Origin of the sequence: Aerococcus tenax (genome assembly GCF_003286645.3) — a bacterium.
Taxonomy (GTDB): Bacteria; Bacillota; Bacilli; order Lactobacillales; family Aerococcaceae; genus Aerococcus; species Aerococcus tenax.
Map to the genome: position 1 here is coordinate 525968 of NZ_CP127382.2, position 20153 is coordinate 546120.

The 20153-nt window shown below is 43.7% G+C and carries 19 protein-coding genes; all 19 read left to right on the forward strand.

Annotated features, from left to right (window positions below; genetic code table 11):
- Positions 1–2 precede the first annotated feature (2 nt).
- Positions 3–701, forward strand: a complete 699-nt coding sequence (gene rnc / locus DBT50_RS02380; protein WP_083300404.1) for a ribonuclease III — start codon at positions 3–5, stop codon at positions 699–701.
- A gap of 14 nt (positions 702–715) precedes the next feature.
- Positions 716–4276, forward strand: coding sequence for a chromosome segregation protein SMC (gene smc / locus DBT50_RS02385; protein WP_111853063.1), 3561 nt, complete (start codon positions 716–718; stop codon positions 4274–4276).
- 538 nt (positions 4277–4814) lie between these two features.
- Positions 4815–5627, forward strand: coding sequence for a Cof-type HAD-IIB family hydrolase (locus DBT50_RS02390; protein ID WP_111851795.1), 813 nt, complete (start codon positions 4815–4817; stop codon positions 5625–5627).
- Between the two features lie 14 nt (positions 5628–5641).
- Positions 5642–6667 (forward strand): signal recognition particle-docking protein FtsY, encoded by a 1026-nt coding sequence (ftsY, locus tag DBT50_RS02395; RefSeq protein WP_111851794.1) that lies wholly within the window; start codon positions 5642–5644, stop codon positions 6665–6667.
- 271 nt (positions 6668–6938) lie between these two features.
- The gene (locus tag DBT50_RS02400) at positions 6939–7286 is read left to right on the forward strand and encodes a putative DNA-binding protein (RefSeq protein ID WP_111851793.1); all 348 of its coding nucleotides are present in this window, start codon (positions 6939–6941) and stop codon (positions 7284–7286) included.
- Positions 7287–7289: 3 nt separating this feature from the next.
- Positions 7290–8765 carry a signal recognition particle protein gene (gene ffh / locus DBT50_RS02405; RefSeq protein WP_111851792.1) on the forward strand — a complete coding sequence of 492 codons (1476 nt, stop codon included), beginning with the start codon at positions 7290–7292 and terminating at the stop codon, positions 8763–8765.
- Positions 8766–8789: 24 nt separating this feature from the next.
- Positions 8790–10040 carry a peptidoglycan bridge formation glycyltransferase FemA/FemB family protein gene (locus tag DBT50_RS02410; protein ID WP_111851791.1) on the forward strand — a complete coding sequence of 417 codons (1251 nt, stop codon included), beginning with the start codon at positions 8790–8792 and terminating at the stop codon, positions 10038–10040.
- Between the two features lie 237 nt (positions 10041–10277).
- On the forward strand, positions 10278–11993 hold the full coding sequence (locus DBT50_RS02415) for an ABC transporter ATP-binding protein (protein WP_111853062.1): 1716 nt from the start codon (positions 10278–10280) through the stop codon (positions 11991–11993).
- Positions 11986–13743, forward strand: coding sequence for an ABC transporter ATP-binding protein (locus DBT50_RS02420; protein ID WP_070558471.1), 1758 nt, complete (start codon positions 11986–11988; stop codon positions 13741–13743). The genes DBT50_RS02415 and DBT50_RS02420 overlap by 8 nt, the downstream gene beginning before the upstream one ends.
- 333 nt (positions 13744–14076) lie before the next feature.
- On the forward strand, positions 14077–14679 hold the full coding sequence (locus DBT50_RS02425) for an NfeD family protein (protein WP_111851787.1): 603 nt from the start codon (positions 14077–14079) through the stop codon (positions 14677–14679).
- Positions 14680–14737: 58 nt separating this feature from the next.
- A complete protein-coding gene (gene floA, locus DBT50_RS02430; protein ID WP_111851786.1) occupies positions 14738–15721 on the forward strand; it encodes a flotillin-like protein FloA in 984 nt (327 codons plus the stop codon).
- The gene (locus tag DBT50_RS02435; protein WP_111851785.1) at positions 15721–16296 is read left to right on the forward strand and encodes a hypothetical protein; all 576 of its coding nucleotides are present in this window, start codon (positions 15721–15723) and stop codon (positions 16294–16296) included. Before floA ends, DBT50_RS02435 begins: the two co-directional genes overlap by 1 nt.
- A gap of 169 nt (positions 16297–16465) precedes the next feature.
- Positions 16466–16738, forward strand: a complete 273-nt coding sequence (gene rpsP, locus DBT50_RS02440) for a 30S ribosomal protein S16 (protein ID WP_013668726.1) — start codon at positions 16466–16468, stop codon at positions 16736–16738.
- 15 nt (positions 16739–16753) lie between these two features.
- Positions 16754–17008, forward strand: a complete 255-nt coding sequence (locus DBT50_RS02445) for a KH domain-containing protein (RefSeq protein WP_064293197.1) — start codon at positions 16754–16756, stop codon at positions 17006–17008.
- 90 nt (positions 17009–17098) lie between these two features.
- The gene (rimM, locus tag DBT50_RS02450) at positions 17099–17638 is read left to right on the forward strand and encodes a ribosome maturation factor RimM (protein WP_111821309.1); all 540 of its coding nucleotides are present in this window, start codon (positions 17099–17101) and stop codon (positions 17636–17638) included.
- Positions 17628–18386 (forward strand): tRNA (guanosine(37)-N1)-methyltransferase TrmD, encoded by a 759-nt coding sequence (gene trmD, locus DBT50_RS02455; RefSeq protein ID WP_111851784.1) that lies wholly within the window; start codon positions 17628–17630, stop codon positions 18384–18386. Before rimM ends, trmD begins: the two co-directional genes overlap by 11 nt.
- A 118-nt stretch (positions 18387–18504) precedes the next feature.
- Positions 18505–18867, forward strand: a complete 363-nt coding sequence (gene rplS, locus DBT50_RS02460) for a 50S ribosomal protein L19 (RefSeq protein WP_013669011.1) — start codon at positions 18505–18507, stop codon at positions 18865–18867.
- A gap of 72 nt (positions 18868–18939) precedes the next feature.
- The gene (locus DBT50_RS02465) at positions 18940–19395 is read left to right on the forward strand and encodes a MaoC family dehydratase (RefSeq protein ID WP_111851783.1); all 456 of its coding nucleotides are present in this window, start codon (positions 18940–18942) and stop codon (positions 19393–19395) included.
- A 154-nt stretch (positions 19396–19549) separates the two neighbouring features.
- Positions 19550–20083 (forward strand): hypothetical protein, encoded by a 534-nt coding sequence (locus DBT50_RS02470; protein WP_111853061.1) that lies wholly within the window; start codon positions 19550–19552, stop codon positions 20081–20083.
- Positions 20084–20153: the final 70 nt, after the last annotated feature.

Here is a 20153-nt window from a genome sequence, read left to right on the forward strand (position 1 = left end):
CCATGTTTAAAGCGATTAAGCAGCTTTTTAAAGAGCAATTTGATTTGGACATTCATGAAAAGCGTCATTATCAAATTGCCTTTACGCATTCATCCTATGTGAATGAAAAACGCAAAGAAAATTTACAGGACAATGAACGAATTGAATTTTTAGGGGATGCTGTTTTAGAGTTAACAGTCTCTAATTTCCTCTACCATTACTTTCCCCAATTACCAGAAGGCGACTTATCTCGGATTCGGGCCTTAATTGTCTGTGAGGAAAGTTTGAGTAAACGCTGTAAGGAGTGTGGTTTTGACCAATATGTCCGTCTAGGGCACGGTGAAGAGGCCAATGGTGGTCGCGAACGTTCTTCCTTACTTTGTGATTTATTTGAAGCCGTTGTGGGAGCCTTATATCTTGATCTTGGGTTAGATGCTATTGAGAAGTTTCTAGAGCAAACCATTTATCCTAAGATCGAGAGCGGTGAATTTAAGGACCACCGAGACAATAAAACCGCCCTCCAAGAAGAACTCCAAAAAGATGGTCAGATTAACCTGTCTTATCGTTTGTTGAAGGAATCTGGCCCCTCCCATAATAAACGCTTTGAAGTGGCGGTCTGTTTGGATGGTGAAATCATCGGTCAAGGCCAGGGAACTTCTAAGAAACATGCTGAACAAGCGGCAGCCAAACAGGCCCTCGAGGATATACAAAAAGATAAATAAAGGACGGCAAGTGTGTGTATTTAAAAACAATTGAAATGGTCGGTTTTAAGAGCTTTGCAGAGAAAACCCGGGTCGAACTCGACCGGGGTTTTACAGCCATAGTTGGACCAAACGGTAGTGGTAAATCGAATATCACTGAAGCAGTGAAATGGGTGCTCGGTGAACAATCCGCCAAATCACTGCGCGGGAAAAGAATGGATGACGTGATTTTTTCAGGTTCACAAAGTCGGCGGCAATCCCAATATGCCCAGGTGGTTTTAACCTTTGATAACAGTGACCGGGTTCTTGATATGGATAGTGATGAGGTCTCGGTCTTGAGACGCTATACCCGCTCAGGCGACAGTATCTATAAAATTAATGGCCAAAATTGCCGCTTAAAGGATATTACCCAGTTAATGATGGATACGGGAGTAGGAAAGGAATCCTTCTCCATTATTTCCCAAGGCAAGGTAGAAGAGATCTTTACCCAGCGGGCTGAAGAGCGACGCGCTATCTTTGAAGAAGCTGCCGGGGTCATGAAGTATAAGAGTAAGAAGCAAGAAGCTGAACGCAAGTTGGACCGGTCCCAGGAGAATTTAAACCGGATTGAAGATATCTTGTCGGAAATTGAAGGCCGCTTGGAGCCCCTCAAGGAGCAAAAAGAAGCGGCTGTTTCCTACCGGGACAAGAAGCAAGAGCTTAGTCAAATTGAAATTGCTCTCACTGCCGTTCAAATCGAAACCCTTAATGAACAATGGCAACTGGCTAAGAAAGATTTGGAAAGCATCCAGGCCAGCAATGAAGGGAAAAAACGTCAACTTGACCAGGAAGAAACAGCTTTGACCCAAGCCAAGGCCGCTGAAGAACTGTCTGATGAGCGCGTTAACGAGCTCAATGACAACTACGTGGTCAAACTCCAGGCTGGGGAGAAACTACGTAGCCAACTGCAAATGATGGAGCAGGAGCAGCGTTTTATCCAGTCTAACCGGCAAAACCAAGAAAAAGAACAGGCCAATTTACAAGCAAAAATTGAAAAACTGAAAGCAAACTTAAGAAGTAACCAGGCTCAGCTAGATAAGTACCAAGAAACTTATCAAAGCCAAGCCGACTCCTATCAATCCCTCAAGGATCAATTAGCGGCTTTAAGTGACTACAGCGAAGAAGATTTGGAAGACTTGCGTAACCAATATATCGCTTATTTACAGGAAGAAAGCCATTTATCTAATCAAATCCAACAAACTGAGAAGGATATCCAACAAGGGCAAAAGAACCAAGAAAAATATGCGGAGAGGATCCGGAACAGTCAAAAAGAACAGGCTAAGCTGGAAGACCAGCAGGAAGAATTGGACCAAGAAATTAGTCAAAAAGAGCAAAGGTTAAAAGACTTGCTCCAAGAATATCAAGACCAAGCCCAGTCATTAAGACAGTCCCAAGACCGAGTCCAAAAAGCGACCAATGCCAACCAGGCCCTCTATCAAAAGCTCTTGAGAAAACAAGCCCAGTTAGATTCCTTAAAGAATTTAGAGGATAACCACGAAGGCTTTTACTACGGGGTCAAAAATGCCCTGAAATTAAAGTGCCAAAAAAGGGGGATTTTTGGGGCCATTGCGGAATTGATCAATGTGCCTGAGGATTATACCCTGGCGGTAGAAACGGCCTTAGGGGGCAACATGCAAAATATCGTCACCCAGGATGGTCAAGTGGCCCAGGAAGTGATTACCTACTTGAAGGCTAAGAAGGCCGGACGGGCGACCTTCCTCCCCCTGGATACTATGAAAAGTCGGCGAATCAGTGACCAGCAAGTCAGCCGGGTCCAAGCTGATCCCGCTTATATCGGCCTGTTGGTTGACTTAGTAGACTTTGACGACCAATTTCAAACCGTCATGGAAAATGTGATGGGAAATATCATTCTGGCTGAGGACTTAACCGGGGCTCGCCGCCTATCTCAGGCTCTCCATGCTCGTTACCGGATCGTCACTTTGACCGGGGACCTCGTTAATGCGGGAGGATCCTTAACCGGGGGCGCTAATAAGCGGAACCAGACCTCTCTCCTTAGTCGTAAAAATGACATCCAAAGCTTAAGCCGAGATATTGAATCCATGGAAGCCTCTTACCAAGAAGCGGCTAGCCGGATAGCGACCCAGCAGAAAGACCAAGATCAGATGTCCCAGGCCTTAGAAAGCTTGAAAGAAAAAGGTAGTGAGGCTCGCTATGACCTGCGTTCTAGCCAGGCAGAAAGGGAGCACTTGGCTCAAGAGCTGGAGAAATTGGCTAAGGAAGTCCAAGGCCAAGATTATGAGAAAAATCTCAGCCAAGAGGATGTTAAGCAGAGTCAGGCCGACCTGGCCACCAGCCAGGAAAAACTGACTCACTTACAGGAAAAAATTCAAGCAGCCAAGGCCAAGATCGATGCTCGTTTACTCTCTGATGAAGAAAAGGGCCAGCAAAAAGCCCAGCTGCAAGAAGATTTTCAAGAGATTGCAACTGACTTTGCGGTCACCAAGGAGCAAGTTAAGCAGGCTAAGGATCAAAAAGCTAGCTTGTCCGCAGAGCTCGCTGACCAGGAAAAGGCCTATCAAGAACTTGCTAACTTACTAAGCCAAGCCCTGACCAATGATAGCGACCAGGAGGAGAAGAAAAAGCATTTAGAGGCCCAATTGCAAAGCTTCCAAAAGCAAAGTAAAGATATCCAGACCCAGTTAAAAATAGCCAAAGAAGAACGCCAGGAAGCTAGTCAAAAGGTTGAAGCGGCCAATCAAATGATTAGTCAACTGAACTCAGAAATTCAAAGCAACTTACAAAATATTGCTAAGCTAGAGGCCAGTGCCAGTCGCTATGAGGTGTCGATTGATAATCACCTGGAACAATTAAGTGAATCATACGGTTTGACCTATGAACGGGCGCGGGCAGAAAGTCAGTTAACCATGTCGATTGACCAAGCCTCTAGCCGGGTTAAGCAATTAAAGCAGGCCATTGATAGCCTGGGACCAGTCAATATGCAGGCCATTGAAGAATATGATGAGGTGTATGAGCGATTTTGCTTTATCGATAAACAGCGCCAAGATGCTATCGATGCTCGTGAAAATCTCTATCAAACCATTGCTGAAATGGATAGTGAAGTCTCTACCCGCTTTAAGACCACCTTTGAAGCTATCCGTGACGCCTTTGAAAGTATTTTTCCGGCTCTCTTTGGTGGAGGCAAGGCAACCCTCAAGCTCACCGATCCCAATGACTTACTGAATACTGGGGTCGAAATCATGGCCCAACCGCCAGGGAAGAAACTCCAGCTCTTGAGCTTGTTATCGGGGGGTGAGCGGGCCCTTACCGCTATTGCCCTACTCTTTGCCATTTTGGATGTCAAAACGGTGCCTTTCTCCATTTTGGATGAAGTTGAAGCGGCCTTAGATGATGCCAATGTGGCCCGCTATGGACGCTACTTGCAAAAATTCGCCCAAAAAACGCAATTTATTGTCATTTCCCACCGTAAGGGAACCATGGAAGCTGCTAACATTCTTTATGGGGTGACCATGCAGCAGGAGGGGATTTCCCAGCTGGCTTCGGTTCGTTTAGAAGACGTTGATGACCAGTTGAATTAGGAATAATAGATTTAAAAAGTCATTAAGGCTGGGGGCGAGTCTCCCAGCTTTTTTAGTTAAGGATTTGCCGTCAGCTCGCACTCTTTAGTTGAGTTCGGACGCCAGCCTTGAAGTTGCTTCAGAAAATACCAACGCACAGTTTCCTGTGCTTATGGTATTTTCCTCCAGCAATTCAAGTCTCTGGTGGCGTCCTCACATCCTTTCTAAACCTGCTCGTTGACAAAAGTGAACTCCGCTTCAGAAATATTTGGCAATCCTTTTCAAGGATTTCCGCATATTTCTTCCAGCGTTTCACTTTTTGCCGTCAGCTCACACTCTCCTAAACCTGCTCCAAGCGCAGAGCAAGCGTCCACTTCACCAAAGGTCGAAGAAGCCTCTTTGAAGCTTCTTTCGCCCTTTAGCTCCAGTGGTCTTGCTCTTTGACGCGCTTGTCGCACTCTCTTCAAATGGGTTATTTTCTTGATCTGTGATATAATGAGTTAGAAATTTTGGAATGAATGCCTTGGCAGGTGCTAAGGCTTTATAAAGGATAGATTGCATGATTAAACTTATTGCTATTGACTTAGATGGAACCTTATTACGTGATGATAAGACCATTAGTGAGGCCAGTGCTTCTACCATAAGAAGAGCAGTGGAAGCGGGGATTGAAGTGGTGATTTGTACCGGTCGTCCCATTGAAGGCATTCAATTTGCCTTGGACCGCTTTGAAATGAATACCGCCAAGCATTTCTCCATCACTTATAATGGTGGTCTGGTCTTACATAATGAGTCACGTGAGATCATTTCTGAAACCATTATGACGACAGCAGATGTGCTTCGCATTTATGACATGATGTATGGGCTCGATTTACCCATTGATGCGGTAGATATCAATACCGTCCATCGTTTGAAGTATCCCAAGTACTGGCCGGGTCACTATGACCAACAAATGCCTTTTCTTCCCTTTGTTCCTTTTGACTTGGATGCTTTGGGGATGGACCATCATTTCTATAAAACCGTGACCAATACCCCCAAGGAACATATCGAAGACCAGTTAGCCAACTTACCGGAATGGCTCTACCAGGACTATTCCGTCATGCGTTCACATGGACACCAGCTCGAAGTCATGCCTAAGGGCGTGGATAAGGGACAGGGTTTGGCGGCCTTGGCTGATTATTTAAAGATTGATGTTAGCGAGGTCATGGCCATTGGTGATGAAGAAAACGACAAGGCTATGTTACAATGGGCAGGAACAGCTGTTGTCATGGCTAATGGCAATGAAGCAATAAAGAAATATGCGAACTATATTACCAAATCCAATATGGAAGATGGGGTTTCCCACGCCATTGAAGAATTGGTATTGAAGTCATAAGGGAGTGAATCAACTTGGGTTTATTTGACCGTATTAAACAAGCCTTTACCGGTGAAGATCCGCTAGTCGCGGAACAAGCCAAGAATCGTGAGGAAGAAGAAGAAAAGATTGTCTTTGAAAAGTATGATAAGGGTGTCGAGAAAACGCGGAAAAGTTTTTCCGAGCGCATGAATGACCTCTTTGCTGGTTTTCGTGAGGTCGATGAAGAATTCTTTGATGATTTAGAAGAAGCCTTGATTACTAGTGATGTTGGCTTTGACATGACGCTAGCTCTATCGGATGCTGTTCGTGAGGAAGTGCAAAGACGGAATGTGACCAAGGGAGAAGATGTCAAAAATACTGTTATTGAGGAAATGGTCAAGATCTATGAAAAGGGTCAGGATAGCTCAGTTTCCTTAAAGGAAAACCCCGATGGGCCAACTGTGATGCTCTTTGTCGGGGTCAATGGGGTTGGAAAAACCACCACCATTGCCAAGGTGGCCCACCACTACATCAGCCAAGGCAAGAAAGTCCTCCTAGCCGCTGGCGATACCTTCCGGGCTGGAGCGGTAGAGCAATTAAATACCTGGGGCCAAAGGGTCGGAGCCCCAGTGGTTAGTGGTAAGGCCAATGGTGACCCTTCCGCCGTGGTTTATGACGCTGTTCATAAGTCGGTCAGTGAAGACTATGACTATCTATTAATTGACACGGCCGGTCGTTTACAAAATAAGAAGAACTTGATGAATGAATTGGATAAAATGAACCGGGTCATTAAACGGGAAATCCCTGATGCTCCCCATGAAACCTTACTGGTTCTAGATGCTACCACGGGGCAAAACGCCCTGGTACAAGCCAAGGAATTTAATAAAACCGTCGATATTACCGGCTTAGTTTTAACCAAATTAGATGGGACTGCCCGTGGGGGAGTTATCTTTGCTATTCGTTATGAACTAGACCTACCAGTGAAGTTGATTGGACTGGGTGAAGGCATGGATGATTTACAGCCATTTGATGGGGAGAAATTTATCTATCAATTGGTCAAAGATGTCGTTGAAGTTTAAAAATCATGAGAGTGTGACAAGCGCGTAAAAGAGCAAGATCGCTGGAGGAAAATATCATAAGCACAGTAGGCCTGTGCGTTGGTATTTTCTGAAGCGGATGCTTGCTCTGCGCTTGGAACAGGTTTTGATATACAGGGCTGGGGAATGGATCCCAGCCTTTTTTATCCCTTAATCTTAAGGGGATTTTACTGGCCTCTGCATTGACTTTCCCTAAGGACTTCGGTATTCTTAAAGATTGTAAGCTAGAAGTAATCTAGTGATGGAGGCAAATATGGAAATTCAAAAGACTAATGAAATTAACCGCTTACTGGACTTCTATTACCAGTTATTAACCAAAAAACAACAAGATTATATTAGTCTTTACTACCAAGATGACTACTCCCTCGGTGAAATTGCGGCCTACTTCGATGTCAGTCGGCAGGCCGTTTATGATAATATTCGTAGAACGGAAAAGACCCTGGAAAATTATGAGTCCCGCTTACACTTAGCCTCTGACTACCGTAAGCGGCAAGCGGCGATCAAGGAGCTCAGGGACTATGTCAAAAAGAACTATGGTCAAGATGATGAACTCAAACAAACAATAGATAAGTTACTAATAATGGATGATAAAGAGGTGTAAGGAATGGCTTTTGAAAGTTTATCGGACCGCCTGCAAGGAGCGGTAGAAAAAGTCGGTAAAAAGGGAAAAATCTCAGAAGGCGACTTGCGAGAAATGATGCGGGAAGTGCGTTTGGCCTTACTCGAGGCTGACGTTAACTTTAAAGTGGTAAAAAACTTTGTTCGCAAGGTCCAGGATAAGGCCCTAAATAGTGATGTCTTAGAATCACTAAGTCCAACCCAACAAATTGTCAAAATTGTTGATGAAGAATTGACTGAATTATTGGGTGGCGAGCAAGTTGGCATTAACTATAATGAAGATGGACCAACAATTATTATGATGGCTGGTTTACAAGGGGCCGGTAAAACCACCACGGTGGGGAAACTAGCCAATCACTTACGAGAAGAAGACCATCGCAAACCTCTCTTAGTGGCCGCCGACGTCTACCGTCCTGCTGCCATTGACCAGTTAGAAACCATTGGCCGTCAGCTGGATCTACCAGTCTTTCAACTAGGTAACCAAGTGAGCCCTGTTGAGATCGCCCAAAAGGCAGTCCTTTATGCCAAAGAGAATAACTACGATACTATCTTTATCGATACTGCCGGGCGCTTACAGATCGACCAAACCTTGATGGATGAGTTGAAGAACATCCAAGCAGCCGTCCATCCTGATGAAATTCTCTTAACAGTTGACGCCATGAGTGGTCAAGAAGCTGCTAATGTGGCTAAAACTTTTGATGAAGAATTAGCACTCACCGGGGTTGTCCTGACTAAATTAGATGGGGATACTCGTGGTGGGGCGGCCTTGTCCATTGCCTCTATCACTGGCAAACCGATTAAATTTACCGGGGTCGGGGAAAAATTAGAAGACATTGAAACCTTCTATCCTGACCGAATGTCTAACCGAATTTTGGGTATGGGGGACATGATGACCCTGATTGAAAAGGCCCAAAAAGAATTTGATGAAAAAGAAGCCGAAGAAATGGCAGCTAAGATGCAGGCCAATACCTACGACTTTAATGACTTCGTTAAGCAAATGGATCAAATGAACAAGATGGGCTCATTTGAAAGCATCATCAAGATGATACCGGGCTTAAATAAGATACTACCGGTTGATAAGTTAAACATCGACCCTAAAGATATGGTCCGTACCAAGGCCATTATCCAGTCCATGACCGATTATGAACGGACCCATCCGGATGAAATTAACCAAAGCCGGCGTCGGCGGATTGCTAAGGGATCAGCAACCACGGTCAACCAAGTTAACCAATTGATTAAACAATTTAACCAAAGTCGGACCATGATGTCAGCCATGACCAATGGGGATATGAGTTCCTTATCTTCCCTAATGGGGGGCATGCCTAATGGAATGGGGAATATGCCTAATATGCCTGGTATGGATGGTGGCCGTCGCAAGAAACAGCGGGCTCAAGAACTAGCAGCAAAACACATGAAGAAGAAATTAAATAAGCAACGTAAAAAACGTGGCAAAAAAGGGTAAATGTGAAGGAGACTAGTGGGATAAATGAAATTCGTTGAAATAGCAGCAGATGATTTTGACAAGTGGATCAAGCAATTAGGCCGCAGTAACCACTTGCAATCGCTAGACATGGCGCGCTTAAAAGCCGCCCGTGGCCGAGAAATTCATTATTTAGCCTTAGCAGACGACCAAGATCAGATTCTAGAAGCCTGCATTTTGGCCAGCTTACCTACCCACGTGGGTGGGGCCTTTGAATTAGAAGGCTGGCTACCTGGAGATTTAAGCAATCGCGACCAAATCATTACTTTCTTGAATGGGATTAAGGATTTTGTCAAGTCTCATAAGGGGATCTCCTTACTCGTGAAGCCAGATGTTGGGATTATTGTTACTGATGAAAAGGCGCAAAACCCCAAAAAGATTAATGAAGATCTGGTTTCCTGGATTCAAGCAGCAGGCTTCACCTACCATTACCAAGACAAAAGACCAGAATTTGCGGGCTTTGACTGGAATTATAAGAAGGATTTGACCACAGTGGACCCCAACAAGGTGGAAAAATCCTACCTCCATGGCGCCCAACAATCCCTCAAACAAGCCCATAAGTATAGTACCGTGGTCCGAGAGATTACTGGAATTGAAGAAATGCCGCGCTTCTATGCTTGCTATGAGGAGACTTGTCAGCGATTGGGGATTGCGCCTAAGGAATATCCATACTTTGAAGAAGTTTACCAAAACATTGGCAGTGCGGCCCGCTTTGTCATTGCGGAAATTAACTTCAAAGACTACCAAGCGAGTTTAGTTGAACGTCAAGAGGAATTAGAAGGAATCTTAGCGGGCTTAGATGAAGACCTGGCTAAAAATCCCAATAGCCGCAAAAAGAACAACCAAAGACGGGAATACCAATCCCAATATGACGCTCAAGTGAAAAAGATTGCCGATGCCCAAGTCTGGGTGGATCAAGCTAAGGAAGAACAAACCGTTTTAGCAGTGGCTCTCTTTATTGAGAGTCCTTATGAGATGACCTATCTCTATTCGGGTTCAGATGAGGAATATTCCATCATCAATGCTCCTTATCTCATCCAAGATCAATCCATCAAGCTGGCCCTAGATCATGATATTCCGGTCTATAATTTCTTAGGCATCAGTGAGCCTTTTGATGAGAATAACGGCTTGCTTCATTTCAAACAATCCTTTAACGGCTATGCGGAAAGAAATATTGGAACCTTTACTTGGTCACCACATCCCCACTTCCTCGCCCTCTATGAGAAGGTTAAACGTCTCCTCGGTCGCTATAATTAAGCGCCTTGACTCTGAGTGAATAAAAAATAGCTCTCAAAAATCAAGCAGGATAATGAGTCAAATACTTAAGCCTATGATTGATTAAGTTTGGGAGACTATATTCAAATTACCTATTAACAAGCTTCGCTTCTAGCGGGGCTTTTTTAGTGGAAATGTAAATGATTTGCTATGTTTTTTTAGATAGGGTATTTTAGTAGTTAGTCAGTAATCACATTCAAGGGGAGGTTGATCATTTTTATGCAAGTGTTTTCCTATTTGAAGAGTTATCGCTGGCGGATTTTGCTAGTGAGTGCTTTAACTTTTGGTAACGCCCTAGGGGAATTATTTTTACCACGTTTAATGGCTGAAGTGGTTGACCAAGGGGTGGCTCAAGGGGATACCTCATTTATTTTAAAAATTGGGAGCTTGATGCTGGTGGTCGTGCTGTTGACAGTGATTTGTCGGGGATCAGCGGCCTTTCATTCTGCCAAAGTTGCCATGGGTTTTTCTCGCGATGTCAGACATGCTATCTATACCAAGGTCAACCATATGACCTTTGATGACACCGAACATTTTGGCATTTCATCCTTAATCACGCGAACGACAGATGATGTCAGCCAGGTAGAACAAATGGCGCTTATGGGACTAAGGCCTTGGGTGCGTGGTCCGCTCATGTTTATTGGGGGCCTGATTATGGCCATGCTAACCAACATGCAATTATCCGTTATTATATTATTGAGTATTCCCTTTTTATTTTTGGGGATGTGGGTCATTATCAAGAAGGCCCTCCCTTATTTTCCCCGTTTACAAGGGAAGTTAGACCGGATCAACCTGCTCTTTCGCCAGCGTTTGACCGGTTTAAAAGTGATTCGGGCCTTTAATAAGAATGACTATGAAGAAGCCGTCTTTAGTCAGGCCAATGATGAATATTATCAAATCGCCTTAAAGGTCAACAATTTAATGATTACGGTCATGCCGATTCTTTCCACGGTTTTAAATCTAGGAATTGTTGCCATTGCCTATTTTGGGGCTCATTTAATTAGCCAGGGAAGTTTAGAGATTGGTGGTTTAATGGCCTATCTCCAGTATATTACCCAGGTCTTAACGGCCTTAATTATGATTTGTAACTTACTTACTATGTTGCCACGGACCGTGACTTCAACGGAAAGAATCAGTGAAGTTTTAGCTTATCCTCAAGCAGAAATGATTGGCGATAAGCTACTTACCGAGCCCATTAGTCGGGTAGAGGCTAAGGATTTAACTTTTTATTATCCAGGAGCGGCCTTACCTGCCCTAGATAAGATTAATTTCTCTTTAAGTAAAGCGGAAAGCCTAGGGATCATTGGTGGAACCGGGTCAGGGAAATCAACCCTCTTAAAACTCCTCTTACAGTTTTACCCACCCAGTGAGGGCGAGCTCTTAATCAATGGTCATGCCATTGAAAGTTTAGCGCCAGGATCGGTTCGCCAGTACATTTCTTATATTCCCCAACAGAATTTCTTCTTTACCAAGACTGTGGGGGAAAATCTATCTTATGCGGATGAATCCGTCACCGATACTGCTATGGAGAACAACCTAGATATCGCTCAGGCTAGGGACTTTTTATCGGATCGTCCCTTAGCTGACCGCATGGTTCGAGGTGGGGTCAATTTTTCCGGTGGGCAACGCCAGCGCTTGGCCATTGCCCGGGCTCTTAGCCGCCGGGTTCCCCTTTACTTATTTGATGATTCTTTTTCAGCTTTAGACTATCAAACGGATTATCAATTGCGCCAAGCCCTAAAAGATAACTTGGGCGATGCCATGTTAATTATTGTGGCGCAAAGAGTGGCCACCATCCGCCATGCCGATAAGATCCTGGTCTTAGATGAGGGCAAGGTCAGTGCATATGGCAGCCACGAAGAGCTTATGAAGCATTCTAAACTCTATCGTGAAATTGTTATTAGTCAAGGGGAGGAGGATGACATCCATGGCTAGGAAGAAACACCAAAGTAGCCAAGCTAATTTGCTCCGTTTAATCAAACATTTAGGCAAGTACCATTGGCTGCTCATTTTTAGCTTGTTAGCGACTATTGTGATTGCAGCCTGTGATATTATCGCTCCTCGGATTATGGGAGACTTAACCAATGGCATTGCAGCCGACATCAGCCAGGGCCAGGCTATTAATTTTGACCAGATCAAGGTTTTCTGTCTCTACCTTATTGCCATCTACCTGGTCCTGGGCCTTTTTCGTTACTTTCAAGGTCGCTTGCTGACCTATTTGGCTCAATCCTTTATCAAGGAATTGCGCCAAGCCGTCTCGGAAAAAATCAAGAAAATCCCCCTGTCCTTCTTTGACCAACAATTGACTGGGGACTTATTGAGTCGGATGACCAATGACATTGAAAGCTTGGGACGTAATATTCAGCAAAGTATTGACCAAGTCTTTTATGGGGCTATTCTCTTAGTCGGCATTTTGATTATGATGCTTAGAATTTCAGTCACCATGACGGGAATTTTCTTTATTACGATTCCGCTGTCCTTTTTTGCAACCCGCTTCATCACCTCACGGTCGCAGAAATATTTTCGGGCCAAGGCGAAGGGCCTGGGAGCTATTGTGGGCTACATTGAGGAAAGTTTCACCGGGACTGATTTGATTAAGGCCTATAATTATCAAGACCGGGCTGACCAAGAATTTCAGCGTTATAATAACCATCTCTATGAAGTCTCTTACCATGCCAGTTTTATGGCGGGAATCTTACTGCCAGTGATGACCTTTATCAGTAATATTGGCTACGTGGCCATTGCCATTGTGGGAGGGTTACTTGTCCTAGGACAGAGAATTTTAATTGGGGATGTTTTGGCTTTTATCCAATATAGTCAAAAAATTACCCGGCCCATTAATACCATTGCTGAAATGGCTACTCTTCTCCAAGAAACCCTGGCCTCGGCCGACCGGATCTTTGAATTATTAGATGCTCCCGAAGTGGTTGAGGATAGCACTTATGAAATAGAGCCGCCGATTGAAAGTATTGTTTTTGACCATGTTGGCTTTGCCTATGAGGAAGAGATGATTATTAAAGACTTGAATCTCCAAGTTGAAAAAGGTCAAACTATAGCGATTGTAGGACCAACGGGGGCAGGAAAATCGACCCTGATTTCTTTATTGTTGCGGTTCTATGATGTTAACCGCGGGGCAATTCGCGTCAACGGTATTGATATCCGCCAAGCCAGCCGGGAAAACCTGCGTCAGTTTTTTGGCATGGTGCTTCAAGATACCTGGCTCCAGCAGGGGACCATTGCGGATAATATCCGTTATGGGGCCGAGGGAGCTAGCGATGAAGAAGTGGTTCAAGCAGCCAAGGATGCTCATTGCTATCACTTTATTCAAAGCTTGCCTGATGGTTTTAATACCCTATTGAATGAAGAAGCTAATAATATTTCTCAAGGGCAAAAGCAATTAATTACCATTGCCCGGGCCTTTATCTCTAACCCTGAAGTCATGATTCTTGATGAAGCCACCTCGTCAGTGGACACCCGTACCGAACAACTTATCCAGTCAGCCATGGCTAAGCTCATGCAAGGGCGGACCAACTTTGTGATTGCCCACCGTTTGTCCACTATTGTGGAAGCTGATAAAATTCTGGTCCTGGACCAGGGGGATATTGTTGAACAAGGAAGCCATGAAGAATTACTGGCTAAAAAGGGCAAATACGCCCAACTCTACCAAAGTCAATTTAATGATTAATGAACAGAGTACGAGGTGACAAAAAAAGTGAAACGCTGGAAGAAATATGGGGTAATCCTTGAAAAGGATTGCCAAATATTTCTGAAGAGGAGTTCACTTTTGTCACCGAGCAGATTTGAACAGAGTGCGACAGTCACGCTAAATAACAAAATTGCTGGGAAGAAAATAAGCCCAGCTTTTTTATGTATCAAACTTCGTAAAAAATGCCTTTCAAAAGTCGGTTTTGCTCTAGGGTAGGGCTAACTTTTGAAACATTTTTCTTATCTTTCTATTTCTGTATTTTTGGGGGCTGTGCTATTATTAAAGCGAGAAAAGAAGGGGGTTGTTGGTAGGATGGGAAGTCTGCTCTTTCTATTAGGAGTCCTGGCTTTAATGGTCGGTTTAATGACTAGAGAGTATCTTTTTATGGGCTTAGTAAGCCTGTTTCTCTTCGCTCTATACTTTTATTTCTTTGCCAGCGCTTCTTGGTTGGCTATAATTTTATTGGTTTTAGGATTTTCTCTTTTGGCTTTTGAATTTATTTTACCCACGATGGGCCTTTTAGGCGTGATGGGTCTAGGGGTGATTTATCTGTCCTTATGGCTATTGCAGGGAAATTGGCTAAGGGCCTTAATAGACGGTACCCTAGCCTTAGCAATTGCCCTAGTCACGGTTTTAATCTTTACCCGCTTGGGTTTTCAATTGCCTTTTACTAAGAAAATAGTTTTAGACACTTCACTGACTGAAGCGGAGGGCTTCCAGTCCTTAGCTGACTCATCTAAATATCTCAATCAAAGGGCGATCGCAGTAACTGATTGCCGTCCAGTGGGCAAAGCTCGCTTCTCTAATGGGGAAATTCTCGAAGTCCTTAGTCAGTATCACTATATAGAGAAAGGAAGCGAAGTGACAGTCGTTAAGGTGAAGAATGATCGCTTGCTGGTCGCTGAAATAAAATAAGTCGATCAGGTAAAAATTGTTTAAGTTGGGAAAAGTAATACAGAAAGGATGGCAGCCCATGACTAACCTACAAGCTGGAACCTTTTTAATTATGATGGTTCTGCTCTTGACATTAATTATTCTCTTTTTTGTTTTTGTGCCTATTGGTTTATGGATCACGGCCTATTTTTCCGGAGTTAAGGTAGGGATTGGAAATCTGATTGGTATGCGTTTGCGTCGGGTGAATCCTTCCCGCATCATTAAACCAATGATCAAAGCCACTAAGGCTGGTCTAGCTATTGATATTAATGAACTCGAAGCGCACTATCTGGCAGGTGGCGATGTGAACTCGGTGGTTGACGCTTTGATTGCAGCCCAAAGAGCCAATATTGACTTGGAATTTAAGCAAGCGGCCGCCATCGATTTGGCTGGTCGTGATGTTTTTGAAGCTGTCCAAGTCTCAGTTACCCCTAAGGTCATTGAAACCCCAATTATTGCTGGGGTAGCCCGTAACGGAATTGAGGTCAAGGCTAAGGCCAAGGTTACTGTCCGCGCTAACATTGAACGCTTGGTTGGTGGGGCAGGAGAAGAAACCATTATTGCCCGGGTTGGTGAAGGTATTGTCACCACAGTGGGGAGCTCGCAAAATCACTCAGAGGTCTTGGAGAATCCAGATTCCATTTCCCAAACTATCCTCCGCAAGGGACTGGACTCAGGAACCGCTTATGAGATCTTGTCAATTGATATTGCTGATGTTGATGTCGGAAGAAATATTGGCGCGAAATTACAGGCTGAACAGGCGGAGGCTGATAAACGAATTGCCCAAGCTAAGGCAGAAGAACGCCGGGCTTTAGCGGTCGCTGAGGAACAAGAAAATGTCGCCAAGACCCAGGAAATGCGCGCTAAGGTGGTAGAAGCCCAGTCTAAGGTTCCCCTAGCTATGGCCAGTGCCTTAGAATCAGGCCATTTGGGAGTTATGGACTATTATCGGATGCAAAATGTTCAAGCGGATACTGATATGCGCCAATCTCTAGCCCATGAGGATAAGTCAGGTGATAAATAATGGATAAGGCAGAGTGGAGGCAGCTTTTTAAAGAAGTGAAATTGGTCTGGTCCCTCATCAAAGAAGAAATAGCTCATTCTGACAACCAAGGGGACCCGGCCCTCCAGGACGAAGAAGATCAGAAGGAAGAAAACAGTCAAGTGATTGTAAGTGAGGATGAAGCTAGGGAGGAGATCTCTCCCAAAAGTCAGCAAGATTCTTCTCGCCCGCCTCACTTGACTAAGTCTAATCGTCAAAGCATTGCCTTAGAAAGAGACAAGCAGGACCTGAAGAAAAAAATCCTCAAGCTAGCTGACAAAGCTGAAGATTTAGACTTGGATAAAGGGCAAGAAGAGCCTAAGCAGACCAATGTCGTTGACTTTGATTTGATTGCCAAAGACGAACAAGCCTTCAAGGATTATTTAGACCGTGAGCTGCGGGAAACTTATGCGGATCTTGATGATTTTCAAGATCTTCCCCTAACAGCTGAGGAACAGCCCTCTGTTTTAACCACGGCTACTCCCCGCCTTTCTAAAGAAAATTTAGGTCAGGCCATTCGCTATAAAGAAATCCTTGACCGGCCCAAGGGCTGGTAAAAAAACTGGGAGGTTCCGGTTGTCAGCCTGAAAAGAAAAAACGAATAGCTACCAGCAATAAATTTCAGCTGTAAAGAAAAAATACTTTACAGACTCCTTAGAATTTGCTATAGTATAGCAATGTGAATAAAAGATTGGAAAAATAAAAACACAAGGAGGAATTTTATTCATGGCAGTTAAATTACGCTTAAAACGTATGGGATCAAAACGTAACCCATTTTACCGTATCGTCGCAGCAGATGCGCGTTCACCACGTGACGGACGTATCATTGAAAAGATTGGTACCTATAACCCAACTACCCAACCTGAAGAAGTTGTTTTAGATGAAGAACTTGCTTTAAAATGGTTAGGAAACGGTGCTCAACCAACTGATACTGTTCGTAACATTCTTTCTCGTCAAGGAATTATGCAAAAACATCACGAAGCTAAGCATAATAAATAAAGATAGGTGAATTGCATGCCGGACATTGAAAATTTACTAATGACTATTATTCAACCTTTAGTGTCTTATCCTGAAGACATTCAACTCGAAGTGAGTGATGGGGATGAATTCTTAGAATACCATTTAATGGTGCATCCCGATGATGTTGGACGTGTCATTGGTAAGCGCGGACGCGTAGCGAATGCTATTCGCACAATATTATATAGTGTACGCGTAAAAGGTCATCGTCGGGTTCGATTAACGATCGATCGTATCGATGAAGACCAATAAGATGATTGGTATTAGTAAGATTATCAGTTAAACTAGGATTATATCCTAGTTTTTTTCTTAGGCATTAAGCAGACTTGATAAGGAGATACGATGAGTCAAGAATTTTACCGTGTGGGAAAGATTGTCAATACCCAAGGCCTAAAGGGAGAAGTCCGGGTAATTGCGACTACTGACTTTCCCGATAAACGTTTTCAACCAGGAAGCCAACTAGTCATCTTTGACCATAAGAATAAAGAAGCTGAAGTCGAAGTTAATAGTCACCGCCAGCATAAAAATTTTCATATTCTTAGTTTTAAAGGCATGCCGTCAATTAATGATGTGGAAGGCTTTAAGGGTATGGAAGTGATGGTTGCAGCTGAAAATCGGCAAAGTGATGATTTAGCTGAAGGCGAGTTCTTCTATGATCAAATCATCGGTTTAGCGGTCTATGACCTAGCGGGTAAGCTACTAGGCAAGGTCAAAGCCATCACCCAATTGGGCCCCAATGATGTTTGGACTATCCAGCGCAGTCAGCCGGGCAAGAAGGACGTCCTGATTCCCTATATTGATGACGTGGTCAAAACGATCGATTTAGAAGAGAAAAAAATAGTAATCGATGCACTTGAAGGATTGATTGACGATGAAGGTTAATATTTTAAGTCTATTTCCAGACATGTTTACTGGCCCTATGAACCAGTCCATTATTGGTAAGGCCCAGGAAAAAGGCCTAGTCGATATTGAAGTCACTGACTTTCGCCAATTTGCCAATAATAAGCATGGCCATGTCGATGACTATCCCTTTGGCGGGGGAGCGGGCATGCTGCTGCAAGTGGGCCCAATCTATCGGGCCCTGGAGGCCATCGATCCGCTTTTAGTGAGCGAGGATTTATCCCAGCGTCCAGCTAGCCGGGTGATTTTAATGGATCCTGCTGGACAGCGGTTTAACCAAGCCAAGGCAGAAGAACTGGCCCAAGAAGACCAGCTAATCTTTATCTGTGGTCATTATGAAGGCTATGATGAACGGATTAGAAACTATGTGACCGATGAAATTTCCATCGGGGACTTTGTCTTAACCGGTGGCGAGCTAGGTGCCATGACAGTAATTGATGCCACGGTGCGCCTATTGGATGAGGCGGTAGGAAATAATGAGTCGGTGGAAGTGGAATCTTTTTCGACTGGCCTATTGGAATACCCCCAATATACCCGGCCACGGTCCTTTATGGGTATGGATGTTCCCGATGTCCTCGTCAGCGGTGACCACCAAAAGATTGCCGATTGGAAGGGGAAGGAAGCCATCCGTCGTACCTATCTCAGACGGCCTGACCTCTTAGACCGAGCTGAGCTGTCTGATCAAGAAAAACAGTGGCTGCTAGAAGTCCAGGCAGAAAATCCGAAATAAGCCTTTACACAGGACTTGAATTTTGGTATCATTTTACGAGTGAGGTTATTTCACAAATTTAAACAATATTCCGCTGTCGCTATGGAACAAGAATATCTGTTGGAAAAGGAGAATTATCATGAGTCATAACCCAAAGTTAATCGATGAAATTGTTTCCGAACAATTACGCAGCGATATTCCAGATTTCCGTCCCGGAGACACCGTTCGTGTACACGCACGTGTTGTTGAAGGTGAACGTGAACGTATCCAAATTTTTGAAGGCGTTGTTTTAGCACGTAAAGGCCAAGGCATCAGCGAAACCTTCACTGTTCGTAAAGTATCAAACGGTGTTGGTGTTGAACGTATCTGGCCAGTACATACTCCTCGAGTAGCTAAAATTGAAGTGATCCGTCAAGGTAAAGTACGTCGTGCGAAACTTTACTACTTACGTGACCGTCACGGTAAAGCAGCTCGTATTGCTGAACGTCGTCGCAAAAAATAAGCGATTTAAAAACTGTGTCTTAGGCACAGTTTTTTTAATTGTCTGATAATTAGGAAAAAGGAGGAATAGATTGTGGAAGCTATCTATTTAGAAAACTGTCAGGTAGGCCTAACATTCAAAAGTCGTAGCTATCATTTGTCTGAAGAAGAAGCCATCAGTTTTGCAGAAAAATATGATCCCCAACCCTTCCACTTAGATGAGCAGGCTGCTGAAGACAGCTTCTTTAAGCAACTTTGCGCTAGTGGCTGGTTGGTGACTGCCATTATGATGAAATTAATGGTTGAAAGTATTCCTTTTAAACATGGGGATATTGGTGCCGGAGTGACCCTCAATTGGACTAAACCCGTCTATCCCGGCGACGACCTGCATATCGAAGGCGAAATTACTGATTTTAAACCCTCTAAAAGCAAGTCAGATCGGGGTATTGCCTATGTGTCTGTAAAAGTTATCAACCAAGAAAATGATGTCGTCTTAGAAAATGAATCGAAGGTGGTTGTTTTTTCTAAGGATAAAGACTTTAGTGAATAGGGAGAGTGAGATCACTCTCTTTTTTTGCTTTGAATGTCAATTAAAGTCAGTCATATATATTGACTAATTTTGATTAAAAGCTTATACTATAAATGTAGGATGAAAGCGATCCTAATAGTAAGATAATCAAAATAACTAAGAAAGGTGATCATTTATGAAAATGTATACAGTAACTGCAGAAGTTAACAGTGATAAATATGGTAAAGGTACCCTACTTGCAGAACTTAATGAACAAGATTTCATCAAATATGCTAACCTTTCAGACCAAGATAAATTAGCTTTCTTAAAGGATAAGGGCGCTCAGTTCCAAGTCGATGTCAATGAATTAGAAGATGATGATGTAGTTTCTTATAAGGTTGAAGAATCTGCAGGCGCTAATCATCCAAGTCAAGCTAAAAGTTCAAAACCTCAAGTTAGTCGCAAGATGCGGATGAACATTAATGGTCAAGACACTAGCTGGGTGGATGTTACTGATGAAAACCAAGCTCAATATGATCAATTAATGGATCACTTTAATCAAATGCACCAACGCTTCAATGATGAATTCAGTCGTTTCTTTACCGACTTTAGACCAGGTCATTTCCTTGATTTCGGTACCCCCTTCCTAGAAGATGGGAAGAAATCCGGCAAGGAAGATAAGGACTCTCAAGCCGATGGTGAAGAGCAAGAAGAAAAACAAGATAAATAAAGTCGATTCGTTAAGTTATTATCCTCTTAAAATATAAAATCCATACAAGGACTGGGAAAGCCACCCAGTC